Raw genomic sequence first — 14372 nt, 5'->3', positions numbered from 1 at the left:
TCAGCGGCCTCCGTCGTGGGTGAGCAGGTGGAGCAGGGGGGTGTCGTCGTCGGGCAGCGGCTCCTCGGCCTCCCAGGCGCGGGCGAGCGCGCCGACCGCGTCGAGATCGCCGAGCAGGACGCCGCCGACGAGGCGGTCGCCGCGGACGACGACCTTGCGGTACGTGCCCCGGGTGGCGTCGGCGAGCCGCACGACGTCGTCGTCGGGGCGCGGCTCCAGGTCGCCGAAGACCGCGAGGTCCAGGGGGCCGGGGCCCGCGAGGGTGAGGCGGGTGAGGGTGCGGGTGCCGGAGTAGGGGCGGGGGCGGTCGGACCCGGCCGTCGACAGGAGGTCGTCGGCCAGCGCGTCGGCCTGTTCCACGGCGGGCGTCGCCAGGCCGTAGACGCGGCCCGCGTGCTCCGCGCAGTCGCCGATCGCGCGGATGTGCGGGTCCGACGTCCGCAGCCGGTCGTCGACGACGATCCCCGTCCGTACGTCGAGTCCCGCGGCCCGCGCCAGACCGGTGCGGGGGCGGACGCCGCAGGCCAGGACGGTGACGTCGGTGCCGAGTACGTACCCGTCGGCGAGTTCGACCCGGCGGACGGCGCCGTCGACCACGCCGACGGCGCGCACGCGGCACTCGGTGTGCACCTCGACGCCCAGGCCCGTCAGGTGGTCGTGCACCAACTGGGACGAGTCCGGGTCGAGTTGACGCTGCATGAGGCGTTCGGCCTGCTGGAGGAGGACGACCTGAGCGCCCCTGCGGGCCAGCGCGCGGGCGGCCGAGACGCCGAGCAGTCCGCCGCCGATGACGGCGACGCGGACGCCGGGGCCCGTCTCGGCGGACAGCGCGAGACAGTCGTCCATGGTGCGGAAGGCGTGGACGCCGCAGGGGAGTTCGGCGGCGCCGGGCGCGAACAGGCCGCGCAGCGGCGGCAGGACGGGGTTGGCGCCCGTCGCCAGCACGAGCGTGCCGTACGGGACGACGGTGCCGTCCGCGCAGTGCACCCGCCGCTCGGCGCGGTCGACGCGGACGGCGCGGGTGCGGAGCGTGGTGCCCGGTGGGGTCGGCAGGGCGATGACGTCCGGGGCGTACCGGCCCGCGAGGACCTCCGCGAGCAGGACGCGGTTGTACGGGGCGTGGGCCTCCTCGCCGATCAGCACGGTGTCGTCGCCGAGCCGCTGCGCTACGCGGGTGCCGGCCGGGCCCGTGCCGATCACCACTGCCGTGGATGTCATGTCCCGCAGCCTGCGGGGTGGGTGTTACCCGGTCGGGGCCGGGTTGTTTCCCTCGGGGAACGGTGTTCTCAGTGAGGGGGGCGTGGGGGTGTGAGGGCTTGGTTGCTTCACTGTGCCGCCGCGGTGTCCGCTCCTGTGCCGCCGCTGCGCGGCGGATCCACGCCCACCCGCCCACCCGACGCTCCGCACCGAATCCGCGAGACCAGGCGATTCTCCGCACCGCCCCGCCCGGCACGCCGATCCTCCGCACCGACCCGCGCACCACGCACCAGTTGCTTAACCCCCCTTCAGCCGATCCTCAAGGCCGCCTTAAGGATCCCGGATGCGGCGTCGACCAGCCGTTTTCCGGTGTCCCCCGCGCCTAATGTGCCGCCGTGACCACCGAGGCAGCCGAACCCCGACTCGACGCGTATCCGGCGTTGTCCGCCTACCTGAGCCGGACGGAACCCACCGGGACCGCGCGGCCCGCAGCAGCGTCAGTGCCGACACCGCCGATGCCCGCCGAACCGCCCCGGACGGGCTCGGTGCGGGAGCCGCGTGCGCGGGGCGCCGCCGCCCCGGTCGCGCCCCTCCGCGTCCCGCCCGCCGCCCTCCGCACCGGCGTCCTCGTCGGCGCGGTCGCCGTCACCGCTCAGTGGGCCGCGCAGGCCGAGCCGTCCGCGCGGCTCGACGTGCTGTTCGCCACCGGGGCGCATCTCACGGGGCTGCTCGCCGGGTACGGGATCCTCGTCATGCTCTTCCTGATGGCCCGCGTGCCCGCCGTCGAGCACGGCGTCGGTGCCGACAGGCTCGCCCGGCGGCACGCGCTCGGCGGGCGTCACGTGCTGAGTCTCTGCGCGGCGCACGCCGCCCTCGCGCTCTGCGGGTACGCCGCCCACGCGGGGACCGACGTCCTGAGCGCCGCCGCCGACCTGCTCGGCTACCCGGGCATCGCCGCCGCCACCGTCGGCACCGCCCTGCTCGGCGCCGTCGGCGTGAGCTCCGCCCGTGCCGTGCGCCGCCGCGTCCCGCACGAGACGTGGCGCGCCGTCCACCTGCTCACCTACCTCGGCGCCGCCCTCGCCTTCGCGCACCAGCTCGCCGGGCCCGACGTCGCGGGCAGCGTCCTGACCCTCTGGCTGTGGGCCCTCGCGCACGCCACCGTCGCCGTCCTGCTGGTCTGGTACCGCCTGGTCGTCCCCGTACGGCAGGCGCTGCGGCACAGCCTGCGGGTCATCGACGTACGGACGGAAGGTCCCGGCGTCGTCTCCGTGGTCGTCCAGGGCATCGGGCTCGACGGACTGCGGGCCGAGCCGGGGCAGTTCTTCCGCTGGCGCTTCCTGCGGCGCAGGCTCTGGCACACCGCGCTGCCCTTCTCGCTCTCCGCGCCCGTCCGCGACGACACTCTGCGCATCACCGTGAAGGCGGCGGGCGACCACACCCGGCGGATACGGCGCCTCAGGCCAGGCACGCGCGTCCTCGCGACCGGCCCTTTCGGCGCGCTCACCGCTCACCGCCGTACGAAGCGCAAGGTGCTGCTCCTGGCGGGCGGCGTCGGCATCACGCCGCTGCGGGCCCTCTTCGAGACGCTGCCGGGCGGCCCCGGCGACCTCACGCTGCTCTACCGAGCGGGCAGCGCCGAACAACTCGTCCTGCGCGAGGAACTGGAGGCCATCGCCGCGAGCAGACAGGCGGGCCTGCACTTCCTGCTCGGCCGCTCCGACGCCGCCTTCGACCCACTCGCCCCCCAGGCCCTGTGCAACCTCGTACCCGACCTGGCCGAACACGACGTCTACCTGTGCGGCCCACCGGGGATGACGGCGGCGGCGACGACGGCACTCCTCCGTGCGGGCGTCCCGCAGGAGCGCATCCATGCCGAGTGCTTCACGCATTGAGTCCGAGCGGGGGCTGCGAGCTGCGAGTCCCGACCCCCGGCACCCGCCCCCCACCCCAAGAGAGCTGATCATGGGACGCCACCGCAGACCCGTCGCCCCGGCCAAGAGCCCCACCCGCGCGGCCCGCCGCAGGCTTACCGCTGGGCTTGCCGGTGCGAGTGCGCTCGTTGCCACCGTTCTCGCCCTCACCGTCGACCCGGCGGCGCCCCCTGCCCCCGACCGCGCCCCGGCCACGGTCCCCGAACCCCAGGCGGCCCCCTGAGCACCAGCCGGCCCAAAAGCTCAGAAGTCGCTCAACTCTCACCGGTTCCGTGGACGTCGTGATCGCCGCGTCCATAAGGTCATGATCATGCCTGACATATCCCTGACCACGGTCGTCGTCCTCTGCCTCGCCGCCCTCGCGGCGGGCTGGATCGACGCCGTGGTGGGCGGCGGCGGACTGCTGCTGCTCCCGGCCCTGCTGCTCGGCCTGCCCGGCTCCACCCCGGCCGCGCACGCCCTCGGCACCAACAAGGCCGTCGCGATCGTCGGGACCACGGGCGCGGCCGTGACGTACGTCAGGAAGACCCCCGTCGACGTGCCGACCGCCGTCCGCATCGGCCTCGCCGCGCTCGCCGGGTCGATGGGCGGCGCCTTCTTCGCGGCCGGGATGAGCACCGAGGTGCTCAAGCCCGTGATCATGGTGGTGCTGCTCGCCGTCGCCGCCTTCGTGATCCTCAGGCCCGCCTTCGGCACCGCGCCGTCCGCCGAGCCCGCCTCCCCGAAGCGGATCCTCGCCGCGATCGGCCTCGCGGGCCTCGGCATCGGCTTCTACGACGGCCTCATCGGGCCCGGCACCGGCACCTTCCTGGTGCTCGCCCTGACCGCGGTGCTCCACCTCGACCTGGTCGCGGCGTCCGCCACCGCCAAGATCGTCAACTGCTGCACCAACGCGGGCGCCCTCGCCATGTTCGCCTGGCAGGGCGCGGTCCTGTGGCAGCTGGCCGGTCTGATGGCCCTCTTCAACCTCGTGGGCGGCATGGTCGGCGCGCACACCGCGCTGAAGAAGGGCAGCGGCTTCGTCAGGATCGTGCTCCTGACCACCGTCCTCGGGCTCGTGGTGAAGATGGCGTACGAGCAGTGGCTCGCGTAGCCCGTCGCCTCAGCGCACCGCGGTGAGGTGCGCGAAGACCACCACGTTGCCCTGGTAGCCGGTCTTCTTCGAGTACGTGCCGCCGCAGGTGATCACCCGCAGCTCGGGGCGGTGCGCGGCGCCGTACACCTTCTCGTCGGGGAAGTCGGCCGCGTCGTACACCTCGTTCGCGTCGACGGTGAAGACGGCCACGCTGCCGTCCCTGCGCTCGACCTCGATCGTGCGCCCCTTGTGCAGCGCGCCCAGCTCGTAGAAGACCGAGGGGCCCTCCTTGTTGTCGACGTGCCCCGCGACGATGGCCGTGCCGCGCTCGCCGGGCGTGGTGCCCGCCTCGTACCAGCCCGCGAGGTTCTCGCGCTCGGGCGGCGGTACGTCGAGGCTGCCCTGCGGGGTCAGACCGAGCCCCATCAGGGGCGCGTCGACGCCGATCGCGGGGATCCGCACCCGGTCGGGGGGCGAAGGGGGGAGCGGCGCGGGCCCCGCGTCGTCCCGGTGGACACCGGGGTGGGCCGCCGCTGCCTGCGCGGCGGAGGGCTGGGGCGGCGGGTGCGACTCGGCGCCGCTGTGCAGCAGCCACGCGCCGGAGCACAGGGCGACGACGGTGACGGCTCCTATGACGGCGTTGCCGGTCTTCTTGCGGGTACGGGACCGGGTGCCCGTGCGGGCCTGCGCACGCGTCCGGGACGCGCGGGGTGTGCGACGCATACGGCCTCCCCCTCGGGTTCGGTCGGTCCTGTCGTCCCTCGTCCCCCTCCCGGCCCGCGAGGGGACACGGGCCGGAAGGGGGCAGGGGTGGCGGTACCGGTGGACAGCGGAGGGTGTCCGTCAGATCCTGTCGCCTCTCGCCCGGCGGTGCAGGAGCCAGGTACCGCCCGCGGCGGCGACGGCAAGGGCCGCCACTCCCGCCGCGGTCTGTACGGGTTCGGGACCGAGTGCGCCGCCGACCCCCGTCTTCACATGTCCCTTCGGGTGCGGCTGCTGCCGCTCCCCGGCGTCGGCCGTGGAGGTGACCGTGACCATCAGATCGCCCGCCACCTGCTTGTTCTTGGTCGCGGGACCGCCCGCGCCCGAGCACTTCGCGACGATCTCGTAGGTGCCGGGCTGCGCGGAAGGCGGGACCTTGAACTGTCCGACCGCGTCCTCGGGGTGCGTGCTCGGCGCCAGCGTGAACGGGCCCGCGCCGACCGCGCTCGCGTCGCCCGTCGCGGTCCCGCCCGCGCCGCAGGCGGTGGTGTTCACGGTGACGGTGGAGCCGGGGGAGACGGTGGCCGGATGAATCTCCAGGCCCCCGCCTGCCGCGGCGGACGCGGGGGCGGCCAGCGCACCCGTCGCCGCTACGGCGAGCGCGGTACCGGACAGCAGGCGGGCGATGCGCATGGTGCGAGTTCCTCCGAGACCTCCGCGCGGGCCCGTCCCGCGGCACCCCCAAGTGCCGCTGCGTCGGTCGAACCCCGCACTGCCGAGGTAAGTGGCACTCGCCCCCGCACGCCTGCTGATGCCTCATCAGAAACCCGCCGATCTCCCGGTCCGTGACACTCCACCGAGAGCGTTCCAGCAGGTCACCGGCGTACGGAGGGGAAGAGTCCGAAGGACGCGGGCGACGGCTGTGAATGGGTGACCCGGGGCCTGACCGGGGTCGTGGCCGGGGCGTGGCCGAGGTTCTGCCCCCGGGCTCCAGCCGCCTCAGATCGTGTCCCAGGGCACCCCCGCGTAGATCCCCGCCACCTTCTCCATCAACGCCCCGTCGATGTCGTACGCCGTGTCGTCGATCCGTCGCACCGGACTGACCCCCCACGAATTGGTGACGAAGGCCGCCGCGTACGACGGGAGGTCGGCGAGGGTGACCGGGGCGTGGCGGGTGGGGAGGCCGCTGGCGGGCAGAGCGGCCTCGAGCAGTTGCATCGTGATGCCGGAGAGGTGGGGCGCGCTCGGCCACACGATCCCGGTGCCGTCGAAGAAGGCGATGTTCGTGACGGCGCCCTCGCTGACCTCCCCGCCGGGCCCGGTGAGCAGCGCCTCGTCGAAGCCCGCGCGCCGCACCAGCTCGGTATGCCTGGCCTGCGCGAAGCCGCCCAGGTGCTTGATGTGCGCGAAGGGCCGCTGGTAGGGCACGGACCGCAGCGCCTGCGCGCGGTCGGTCATCGCGGCGGGCAGCTCCGTGGGCGGCCTGACGGTGATCATCAGGGAGGGGGCGCCTTCGGGGGCGTGCACGTGGACGCGTACGGACGCGTCGGTGATGTCGTCGCGCAGGACGTGCCGGATCAGACCGCGCACGTGATCCCCGTCGATGCCCTGTCCGAAGAGCTCGCGGTTGGCCGCGTCGAGGCGGGCCAGATGGAGGCCGATGCCGCGCACCTTCCCGCCCCTGATCTGCATCGCGGTGAAGTGCCCCGTGTTCACGGTGGCGGGATGGAGCAGCGTCTCGGCGGTGGCGGGGCGGCCGTCGATCTCGATGCGCCGCACCTGCGGGGTCGTTGTCATGCCGCCACGCTACGAGGCGTCCGGCGCCGCCGGCCCACGGCCCCCGGCGGCGGACGGGCCCCGCTCCTCGACGAACCGGCGCGCCCCGGGGCCGCGCGCGCCGAGGTCGTCCCTGGGGTTGGACAGCGCGCACTTGGTGAGCGAGAGGCAGCCGCAGCCGATGCAGTCGCTGAGGCTGTCGCGCAGCCGTTGCAGGGTGCGGATGCGGGCGTCGAGGTCGGCGCGCCAGCGCTCGGAGATCAGCGCCCAGTCCTCGCGGGTCGGCGTGCGGTCCTCGGGGAGCAGACCGAGTACGTCGCGGATCGTGGCCAGCGGGATGCCGATGCCCTGCGAGGTGCGGATGAAGGCCACCCTGCGCAGCGTGTCGCGGCTGTAGCGGCGCTGATTGCCCCCGGTGCGGCGGCTCTTGATGAGCCCTTCGCGTTCGTAGAACCGCAGCGCGGAAGGGGCGACACCGCTGCGCCGGGCGATCTCGCCGACGGTGGCTTCCTTGGCGTCCGGTGCGAGGTGCGAGGTCATGCGGGCAGGGTAACCGCGAGATCGTCTTGACCTGAAGCGCGGTTGAGGTACGAGGCTTGCCGCATGACCGAAACCACGTCACCCTCCGTCACCGCCGAATCCGCTTCCTCCGCAGCCGAGTTGGCCGCCGAGTTCGCCGCGGCGTCCGCGTCCGTGTCCGCCGCCCCGCTCCGCGTCGCCGTCGTCATCGGCAGCAACCGGGAGGGCCGCTTCGGCCCCGTCGTCGCCGAGTGGCTGCTCGCCAGGGTGCGCGAGCGGACCGACCTCGCCGTCGACGTCGTCGACCTGGCCGACGCCGATCTGCCCACGTCCCTCTCCTTCAGCCCGTCGGACGCCGTGAGCGCCGAACTCGCCAAGGTCACACCGAAGTTGGCGGCCGCGGACGCGTTCATCGTCCTCACTCCCGAGTACAACCACTCCTACCCGGCGTCCCTGAAGAGCCTCATCGACTGGCACGGCGCCGAATGGCAGGCCAAGCCCGTCGCCTTCGTCTCCTACGGCGGACTCTCCGGCGGCCTCCGTGCCGTCGAACACCTGCGCCCGGTCCTCGCCGAACTGCACGCCGTGACGATCCGCGACACCGTCTCCTTCCACAACGCGGGCGCGCTCTTCGACGACGCGGGCAACCACCGGGACCCGGCGAGCGCGGACGCGGCGGCCAAGACGCTGCTCGACCAGCTGACGTGGTGGGCGTGGGCGCTGCGCAGCGCCAAGGAGGTGCGTCCGTACGGAAGTTGACCCGACTCAGGCCGCCTCCGAGTCTGCGGGGGCGCCGCGCGGCGGCCGGGCCATCGGCAGGTGGACGACCGCGACCGCCCCGCCGTCCTCGGCGTTGGACAGGTCGACGCGGGCGCCGATCACCTGGGCCTGGCCGAGCGCGATGGTCAGGCCGAGCCCGGTGCCCTGACCGCGCTCGCGCGCGCCGGTCTGGAAGCGCTGCGGGCCGTCCTCGAGCAGGTGCTCGGGGAAGCCGGGGCCGTGGTCGGCGACCGTGACGCGCGCCCCGCGGACCCGCACGTCGACGGAGCCTCCGCCGTGCTTGCGGGCGTTGGCGACGAGGTTGGCGAGAATCCGCTCCAGGCGGCGCGCGTCGGTGCGTACGAAGACGTCCTCGGTGTTCCCGGCGTCCTCGGCGGACCCGCTCCGGCCGGCGTCCCGGTCGGTGTCGCCGTCCGCTCTCCCTTCGGCGTTCCGGTCGGTGAACCGCACCGTCCCGTCGTCGTAGCCCGCGCGCTGCACGATCCCCTCGACCAGGCGCCCCAGCGGATGCACGTCCAGGTCGGGCTTCTCCACCTCGGCGTCGAGCCGCGCCACCTCCAGGAGGTCCTCGGTGAGGGTGCGCAGGGCGTGCACCCGGTCGCGCACCAGCTCGGTGGGGCGGCTCGGCGGCAGCAGTTCGGCCGCGGTGTGCAGCCCGGTCAGCGGCGTACGCAGCTCGTGCGCGACGTCCGCGGTGAAGCGCTGCTCGGCCTCCAGGCGCTGCTGCAGCGACGCGGCCATCGTGTCGACGGCGGTGGCGAGCTCCGCGACCTCGTCCTTGCCGTGCCGCACGCCCGGCGGTCGCGGATGGTCGATGCGGGCGTCGAGGTCGCCCTGGCTGATCCGGCGCGCGGTGGCGGCGGCGGTGCGCAGCTCGCGGCTGAGCCTGCTGGAGAGACCCGCGCCGCCGAGCGCGGCCAGACCGACGACGCCGGCACCCGAGACGATCAACTGCTGGTCGAACTCGGCCATCTCGTCGGCCTGTTCCCGCAACGACTCGCGCACGGAGAGCACCTGGTCGCCGACCGGACGCGCCGCCCATACGCACGGATCGCCGGACCCCATGTCGAGGTACGTGGTGCGCTGCCCGGCCAGCGCGGCATCGCGCAGCGGCTTCGGCAGATCGGGCGAGTCGACGGCGGCGCCCATGTCGTCCTGGTCGACCTGCCCGGTCAGCTCGTACAGCTGACGCACCCGCACCAGCTGGGCGACCGCCCCCGCCCTGGCGTTGTCGGACACCTGGTCGAGCCGGGCGTAATGAATGAGCACCCCGATGGCGACGGCGACGACCGCGCAGCCCGCGGCGAGCAGCGCGGTGATCTTCCAGCGCAGTCCGAGGCCGTTGAGCGTGGCGCGGGCTCCGCGCGCCATCAGTGCCCGCCGGGGGAGTCGGAGGGGACGGGCGGCCGGGAGGGCTTCGGCGACGGGGTCTCCTTGAGGGCCGGGGTCCCCTTCGGGTCCATCGGCTTCTTGTAGTTCTTGACGTCGCTGAGCGTGGACATCCGCATGCCGTCCCAGTGGAAGCGCACGGCCTGCTCGCCGCCGTCCGCGCACGGCGTGCGCACCAGCAGATCGGGGCCGATCGTCTCGACGCTCAGGTTCCGCCCCGAGGTGAACAGGATCGGATAGACCTTGCCGCCGTGCTCGGTGTAGACGACGAGCACGTTCCGCCCGCTCTCCGTGTCCGCGGCCACGAGCAGCTCGGGCTTCTTGTCGCCGGTCAGGTCGGTGAACACGGGCGGCCGCAGCCCGGCCTGCCCCGGGCGGTCGATCATCTCCCGGTCGGCGAGCGGCTTCGCGCGCGGATCGGCCCGGAGGATCGCCCGTACGTCCATCGACGCGAGCCCGCCGGAGCCCACCTTCGGCAGCCCCCTGAGCGGCTGGGGCGGCGGCTGGCGCGCGGCCGCGTCGGCGCCGGGCGCCTCGGACGACTTGCCCGCCCAGGCGGGCCAGACCGACGCGGGGCGCGGCTGCACCGAAACGGACGGCGCGGCCTCTCCGGCGCCGAGGCCGTCGGTCCTGCCGCATCCGGAGAGCGCGAGGACCGCCAGGACGGCGAAGGGGGCGGCGCACAGGGCGAGCCGGTGGCGGAGGAACGGGTTCATGGAGGGGGACCGTCGAGGTGGGGAGCGGGGGTCGGGCAGGCGTGGCGGTGGCCGGTCCCGGGACTGCGCTGGGGATTCGGCAGTGGACCGGCCACCGCCTTCGACGCTAGGAAGCGTCCGTCACGGACATCGGGAGGTTGTGTAACAGCTGCGCCTAGGAACGGTGGAACCACCTGATTCGGGACCTTCGGATCGGGCCCTAGGGCCCGCGCCCCGGGCCGGTGGACTTCGGGAAGGATCACCGCTACGACTTCTCGAAGAGACCGCTTCTTGAAGAACCGACTTCTTGAAGAACCGACACGACGTCCGTAAGAACGAGGTGCCCCGTGCCAGAACCGACCGCGTCCGCCGCGCCCGCCGTGCCTACCGTGCTCACCGTCCTGACCACCACGGACACCGAGGAGAAGGCGGCAGATCTCGCCCGCGGAGCGGTGCACGCGCGCGTGGCCGCCTGCGCTCAGATCGGCGGCGCACCCGTCACCTCCGTGTACCGGTGGGACGACGGCATCGAGACCGCGCGGGAGTGGCAGGTGCTGTTCAAGACGACCGCCGCGCGCTACGCCGCCCTCGAGGCGTGGCTGCTCGATGCCCACGACTACGAGACGCCGGAGATCATCGCGACCACGGTGGTCCGGGGGAGCGCGGCCTATCTGGAGTGGGTGGAGCGGGAGACGGCGGAGTGACCCCGCCGCGGGCGGCGGACCGGCTGCCGTTCTTCGTCTACGGCACGCTGCGGCCGGGGGAGTGCAACCACGCGGCGCTGCTGACCGGCCGGGTCGCCCGCGAGGACCCGGCCCTGCTGCCGGGCGCTGTCCTCTACGAGGGACCCGGCTATCCGTACGTCGTGGAGGCGCCCCGGGCAGGGCCCGTGCACGGCGAGTTGGTGACCGCGCTGCCGTCCGCCCACGACCGGCTGCTCGTCGCGCTCGACCTCCTGGAGGAGTACGCGCCGGGCGATCCCCGCAACCTCTACGAGCGCGTGGCGCGCGAGGTGACCCGCGCCGCCGACGGCGCGGCGGTCCGCGCCTGGGTCTATGTGGCGGCGCCCCGCGTCGAGGCGCGGCTGCGGGCGTCGGGCACGGTGATCGAGGGCGGCGACTGGTCGTCCTTCCGGCTCCGGAAATGAGAGCGGACCGGCAGCCTCACGGGATCACCCCCTGAACTCGCGGCACGGGAGACGAAACCCGCAGCTCAAACACGCTCGACCTCGATCTGATGGACTCCATCACTCGTACGAGCGAAGTGGCGCGACCACCCAGAGTGATTGAGTGGAAGCTCTCCGTGTGCACCGCTCGGTGCGCACATCGGTGCGCGAGCACCTCGTCCTCAAGAAGGAGCCGCCTCATGCGAGTTCGCCGTTCCCTGCCGGCCCTCATCGGCGCTCTTGCCCTCGGCCTCGGAATGTCCATGGCCTCCTCGGCGACCGCTTCCCCGGGGGCCGTCAAGGATCCCTGCGGATACTTCGCGACGGCCAGCGACGCCTACTACAACCACTGCACGAGCGACGGTTCGCACATCGTGATCGAGATCGACGACTGGGGCCCCAACTCCGAGCAGTGCGTGGGCCCCGGCGTGACCTGGATCGGCTCGGCATCGGACGTGAGCGGCGCCTGGTACACGGGCCGCCTCTGCTGATCAGCGACACCTCCGCGTGACGGCGGGTCCGGGGACGCTCTCAGCCCCGGGCCCGCTCGACGCCCCGGGCCCGCTCGACGCGCACCGCGCACACCTTGAACTCCGGCATCCGCGACACGGGGTCGAGTGCCGGATTCGTCAGGGAGTTGGCCCGCCCCTCGCCCGGCCAGTGGAACGGCATGAACACGGTGTCGGAGCGGATGTCCGCCGTGACCCGCGCGGGAGCGACGGCCCGCCCGCGCCGCGAGATCACGGCGACCGGCTCGTCCTCGACGACACCGAGCCGCGCGGCGAGCCGAGGATGCAGCTCCACGAAGGGCCCTGGAGCGGCCGAGTTGAGCTCGTCGACCCTGCGCGTCTGCGCCCCCGACTGGTACTGCGCGAGCACCCGCCCCGTCGTGAGCAGCACCGGATACTCCGCGTCCGGCTCCTCGGCCGCCGCGCGGTGCGCCACCGGCACGAACCGGGCCCGCCCGTCCTCGGTGGCGAACCGGTCGAGGAAGAGCCGTGGCGTCCCGGGATGCGGGGCCGTCTCGGCGCCGTCGGCGACATCGGCGCCGGGGGAGCCTCCGGCGTCGGAGGAGGGCCCGGCATCGGAGGACGGCCCGGCGTCGGAGGACGGCCCGGCGGCCGGGCCTGGCGCTTCCGGGTTCGGGCGTGACGGTTCAGGGTCCGGGTATGACGGTTCCGTGTCCGGGCAGGGCCAGAACACTCCCTCCCCCTCGCCCTCCGCGAGCCGTGCGTACGAGATCCCCGAGTAGTCCGCGGCCCCGCCCGCGCTCGCCCTGCGCAACTCCTCGAAGACCTCCTCCGGTTCGGTGGGGAACCCCTTGCCGTGCCCGAGCCGGTCGGCGAGGCCGTGCAGGACGTCCAGGTCGCCGCGGACCCCGGGCGGCGCCGACACCGCGCGGCGCCGCAGCAGCACCCTGCCCTCCAGGTTGGTCACCGTCCCGGTCTCCTCCGCCCACTGCGTCACCGGCAGCACCACGTCCGCCAGTTCGGCCGTCTCCGACAGCACGACGTCCGCCACCGCGAGGAAGTCCAGCGACCGCAGCCGCCCCTCCACATGGGCTGCCCGCGGCGCCGACACCACCGGGTTGGAGCCCATGAGGAGCAGCGCCTTGACGTCCCCGCCGAGCGCGTCGAGCAGTTCGTACGCCGACCTGCCGGGGCCCGGCAGCGACTCCGGGTCCACGCCCCACACTCCGGCGACGTGCGCCCGCGCCGCCGGGTCGGTCAGCTTGCGGTACCCGGGCAACTGGTCGGCCTTCTGCCCGTGTTCCCGCCCGCCCTGTCCGTTGCCCTGCCCGGTCAGACAGCCGTACCCGGACAGCGGCCGCCCGGCCCGCCCCGTGGCGAGGCACAGGTTGATCCACGCCCCGACGGTGTCGGTCCCCTTGGACTGCTGCTCGGGCCCGCGCGCGGTGAGCACCATCCCCGACCCGGCGTCGCAGAAGAGCCGCACGGCGTCGCGCAGTCGGGGTACCGGCACGCCGGTGATCCGCTCGACGTGCTCGGGCCAGTGCGCCATCGCCGCCGCCCGCGCCTCCTCCCATCCGCTGGTCCGCTCCTCGATGTACGCCTCGTCCGTACGGCCCTCGGCCACCACCAGGTGCAACAGGCCGAGCGCCAGGGCGAGGTCCGTCCCCGGCCGCGGGGCCAGGTGCAGGTCGGCCTGCTCCGCGGTGCGGGTGCGGCGCGGGTCGACGACGATCAACGTCCCGCCGTTCTCCCGCAGTTCCGTCAGGTACCGCAGCGCGGGCGGCATCGTCTCCGCGAGGTTCGACCCGACGAGGATCACGCACCCGGTGCGCGGGATGTCCTCCAGCGGGAACGGCAGCCCCCGGTCGAGCCCGAACGCCCGCTGACCGGCCGCGGCCGCCGACGACATGCAGAACCGTCCGTTGTAGTCGATCTGCGACGTGCCGAGCGCCACCCGCGCGAACTTGCCGAGCGCGTACGCCTTCTCGTTCGTCAGACCGCCCCCGCCGAACACCCCGCAGGCGTCCGCGCCGTACTCCGCACGCGTACGGGAGAGGCCGTCTGCGACCCGGTCAAGCGCCTCCTCCCAGGTGGCGGGCGCGAGCTTGCCCGTGGCGCGGGACCGGACGAGCGGTTCCGTCAGGCGCGCCCCTGAGGAGAGCAGCGCGGGGGCCGTGCGGCCCTTGCCGCACAGGGCTCCCTTGTTGACGGGAAACCCGCCGCGCTCCACGACCTCGACGCCTCCGCCGGGGGCCGCCGTCAGGCCCATCCCGCACTGCAGGGCGCAGTAGGGACAGTGGGTCGGGGTCACCGGTGCGGAGGTGGGGTGCATGCGCCCCACCGTCCCCCGCGCGTGTTACACGCCCCGACGCACCCGCGTTACACCCCCGACAACCCACCCTCAGCCCCGCCCGCCATCCACTGTGAGGTGGCAGCGCCCCGTCAGGGGCGCGGGGAACTGCGCGAGGACGGACCGGGTGCCGCACCCGGCAGCGGAGCCGCACGAGGCAGACGCGTCTCCGCCGAAGGCCCGGGGGGCCAGCCTCCATCGTCGACCGCGGACCGGCGTGGGCTGAGTGCGCAGTTCCCCGCGCCCCTGAGGGGCGCTTCCGTGCTCTGTGTCGTGGGGTGGTTGTGCCCCGTCAGGGGCGCGGGGAACTGCGCGAG

Annotated in this window: 15 protein-coding genes; 7 read left to right on the top strand and 8 right to left on the bottom strand. The window is 74.0% G+C overall.

What is annotated here, in order from left to right; all coding sequences use genetic code 11:
• Positions 1 to 1218 carry an NAD(P)/FAD-dependent oxidoreductase gene (locus tag KY5_RS12815; protein WP_098242363.1) on the bottom strand — a complete coding sequence of 406 codons (1218 nt, stop codon included), beginning with the start codon at positions 1216 to 1218 and terminating at the stop codon, positions 1 to 3.
• Between the two features lie 494 nt (positions 1219 to 1712).
• Here KY5_RS12815 and KY5_RS12810 point away from each other — a divergent pair, with 494 nt between their 5' ends.
• From KY5_RS12810 to KY5_RS12805, 3 genes are all read left to right on the top strand, one after another.
• Positions 1713 to 3092, top strand: a complete 1380-nt coding sequence (locus tag KY5_RS12810) for a ferric reductase-like transmembrane domain-containing protein (protein ID WP_098247215.1) — start codon at positions 1713 to 1715, stop codon at positions 3090 to 3092.
• 70 nt (positions 3093 to 3162) lie between these two features.
• Positions 3163 to 3354, top strand: a complete 192-nt coding sequence (locus tag KY5_RS41760; RefSeq protein ID WP_159072518.1) for a hypothetical protein — start codon at positions 3163 to 3165, stop codon at positions 3352 to 3354.
• 87 nt (positions 3355 to 3441) lie between these two features.
• Positions 3442 to 4224: a sulfite exporter TauE/SafE family protein gene (locus KY5_RS12805; protein ID WP_098247214.1), complete on the top strand. Its 783-nt coding sequence runs from the start codon at positions 3442 to 3444 to the stop codon at positions 4222 to 4224.
• Positions 4225 to 4233: 9 nt separating this feature from the next.
• On the opposite strand, the gene KY5_RS12800 is transcribed toward KY5_RS12805, so the two are convergent.
• The 4 genes from KY5_RS12800 to soxR form a co-directional block, all read right to left on the bottom strand.
• The gene (locus KY5_RS12800) at positions 4234 to 4929 is read right to left on the bottom strand and encodes a class F sortase (RefSeq protein ID WP_098242362.1); all 696 of its coding nucleotides are present in this window, start codon (positions 4927 to 4929) and stop codon (positions 4234 to 4236) included.
• 120 nt (positions 4930 to 5049) lie between these two features.
• On the bottom strand, positions 5050 to 5601 hold the full coding sequence (locus KY5_RS12795; protein ID WP_098242361.1) for a hypothetical protein: 552 nt from the start codon (positions 5599 to 5601) through the stop codon (positions 5050 to 5052).
• A 306-nt stretch (positions 5602 to 5907) separates the two neighbouring features.
• On the bottom strand, positions 5908 to 6705 hold the full coding sequence (locus KY5_RS12790; RefSeq protein ID WP_098242360.1) for an aminotransferase class IV: 798 nt from the start codon (positions 6703 to 6705) through the stop codon (positions 5908 to 5910).
• A gap of 9 nt (positions 6706 to 6714) precedes the next feature.
• Entirely contained in the window at positions 6715 to 7224 is a 510-nt protein-coding gene (gene soxR / locus KY5_RS12785; protein ID WP_098242359.1) for a redox-sensitive transcriptional activator SoxR, read from the bottom strand.
• A 63-nt stretch (positions 7225 to 7287) separates the two neighbouring features.
• On the opposite strand from soxR, the gene KY5_RS12780 reads away from it, so the two are divergent.
• Positions 7288 to 7962, top strand: coding sequence for an NADPH-dependent FMN reductase (locus KY5_RS12780; protein WP_098242358.1), 675 nt, complete (start codon positions 7288 to 7290; stop codon positions 7960 to 7962).
• A 6-nt stretch (positions 7963 to 7968) separates the two neighbouring features.
• On the opposite strand, the gene KY5_RS12775 is transcribed toward KY5_RS12780, so the two are convergent.
• Together KY5_RS12775 and KY5_RS12770 are read right to left on the bottom strand one after the other, a co-directional pair.
• Positions 7969 to 9354 (bottom strand): sensor histidine kinase, encoded by a 1386-nt coding sequence (locus KY5_RS12775; protein WP_098242357.1) that lies wholly within the window; start codon positions 9352 to 9354, stop codon positions 7969 to 7971.
• Entirely contained in the window at positions 9354 to 10088 is a 735-nt protein-coding gene (locus KY5_RS12770) for a hypothetical protein (RefSeq protein ID WP_098242356.1), read from the bottom strand. The genes KY5_RS12775 and KY5_RS12770 overlap by 1 nt, the downstream gene beginning before the upstream one ends.
• Before the next feature lie 326 nt (positions 10089 to 10414).
• On the opposite strand from KY5_RS12770, the gene cutA reads away from it, so the two are divergent.
• The 3 genes from cutA to KY5_RS12755 all read left to right on the top strand — a co-directional run bounded on the left by cutA (position 10415) and on the right by KY5_RS12755 (position 11723).
• A complete protein-coding gene (gene cutA / locus KY5_RS12765) occupies positions 10415 to 10771 on the top strand; it encodes a divalent-cation tolerance protein CutA (protein ID WP_098242355.1) in 357 nt (118 codons plus the stop codon).
• A complete protein-coding gene (locus tag KY5_RS12760) occupies positions 10768 to 11214 on the top strand; it encodes a gamma-glutamylcyclotransferase family protein (protein WP_234362712.1) in 447 nt (148 codons plus the stop codon). Before cutA ends, KY5_RS12760 begins: the two co-directional genes overlap by 4 nt.
• 218 nt (positions 11215 to 11432) lie before the next feature.
• Positions 11433 to 11723, top strand: coding sequence for a DUF6355 family natural product biosynthesis protein (locus KY5_RS12755; RefSeq protein ID WP_098242354.1), 291 nt, complete (start codon positions 11433 to 11435; stop codon positions 11721 to 11723).
• A gap of 40 nt (positions 11724 to 11763) precedes the next feature.
• On the opposite strand, the gene KY5_RS12750 is transcribed toward KY5_RS12755, so the two are convergent.
• Positions 11764 to 14037: a molybdopterin oxidoreductase family protein gene (locus KY5_RS12750; protein ID WP_098242353.1), complete on the bottom strand. Its 2274-nt coding sequence runs from the start codon at positions 14035 to 14037 to the stop codon at positions 11764 to 11766.
• Positions 14038 to 14372 lie beyond the last annotated feature (335 nt).

This window comes from Streptomyces formicae (assembly GCF_002556545.1).
GTDB classification, from domain to species: Bacteria; Actinomycetota; Actinomycetes; order Streptomycetales; family Streptomycetaceae; genus Streptomyces; species Streptomyces formicae_A.
The sequence above is the reverse complement of the archived record's forward strand: the minus strand, read 5'-3'. Positions and strand labels throughout refer to the sequence as shown.

What these genes read in the sequence shown, in the direction of transcription:
- KY5_RS12775 (WP_098242357.1), bottom strand. Translation starts at nt 9,354, where the DNA reads ATGGCGCGCGGAGCCCGCGCCACGCTCAACGGCCTCGGACTGCGCTGG.
- KY5_RS12795 (WP_098242361.1), bottom strand. Translation starts at nt 5,601, where the DNA reads ATGCGCATCGCCCGCCTGCTGTCCGGTACCGCGCTCGCCGTAGCGGCG.
- KY5_RS12780 (WP_098242358.1), top strand. Translation starts at nt 7,288, where the DNA reads ATGACCGAAACCACGTCACCCTCCGTCACCGCCGAATCCGCTTCCTCC.
- KY5_RS12750 (WP_098242353.1), bottom strand. Translation starts at nt 14,037, where the DNA reads ATGCACCCCACCTCCGCACCGGTGACCCCGACCCACTGTCCCTACTGC.
- soxR (WP_098242359.1), bottom strand. Translation starts at nt 7,224, where the DNA reads ATGACCTCGCACCTCGCACCGGACGCCAAGGAAGCCACCGTCGGCGAG.
- KY5_RS12790 (WP_098242360.1), bottom strand. Translation starts at nt 6,705, where the DNA reads ATGACAACGACCCCGCAGGTGCGGCGCATCGAGATCGACGGCCGCCCC.
- KY5_RS12815 (WP_098242363.1), bottom strand. Translation starts at nt 1,218, where the DNA reads ATGACATCCACGGCAGTGGTGATCGGCACGGGCCCGGCCGGCACCCGC.
- KY5_RS41760 (WP_159072518.1), top strand. Translation starts at nt 3,163, where the DNA reads ATGGGACGCCACCGCAGACCCGTCGCCCCGGCCAAGAGCCCCACCCGC.
- KY5_RS12770 (WP_098242356.1), bottom strand. Translation starts at nt 10,088, where the DNA reads ATGAACCCGTTCCTCCGCCACCGGCTCGCCCTGTGCGCCGCCCCCTTC.
- KY5_RS12810 (WP_098247215.1), top strand. Translation starts at nt 1,713, where the DNA reads ATGCCCGCCGAACCGCCCCGGACGGGCTCGGTGCGGGAGCCGCGTGCG.
- KY5_RS12805 (WP_098247214.1), top strand. Translation starts at nt 3,442, where the DNA reads ATGCCTGACATATCCCTGACCACGGTCGTCGTCCTCTGCCTCGCCGCC.
- KY5_RS12755 (WP_098242354.1), top strand. Translation starts at nt 11,433, where the DNA reads ATGCGAGTTCGCCGTTCCCTGCCGGCCCTCATCGGCGCTCTTGCCCTC.
- KY5_RS12800 (WP_098242362.1), bottom strand. Translation starts at nt 4,929, where the DNA reads ATGCGTCGCACACCCCGCGCGTCCCGGACGCGTGCGCAGGCCCGCACG.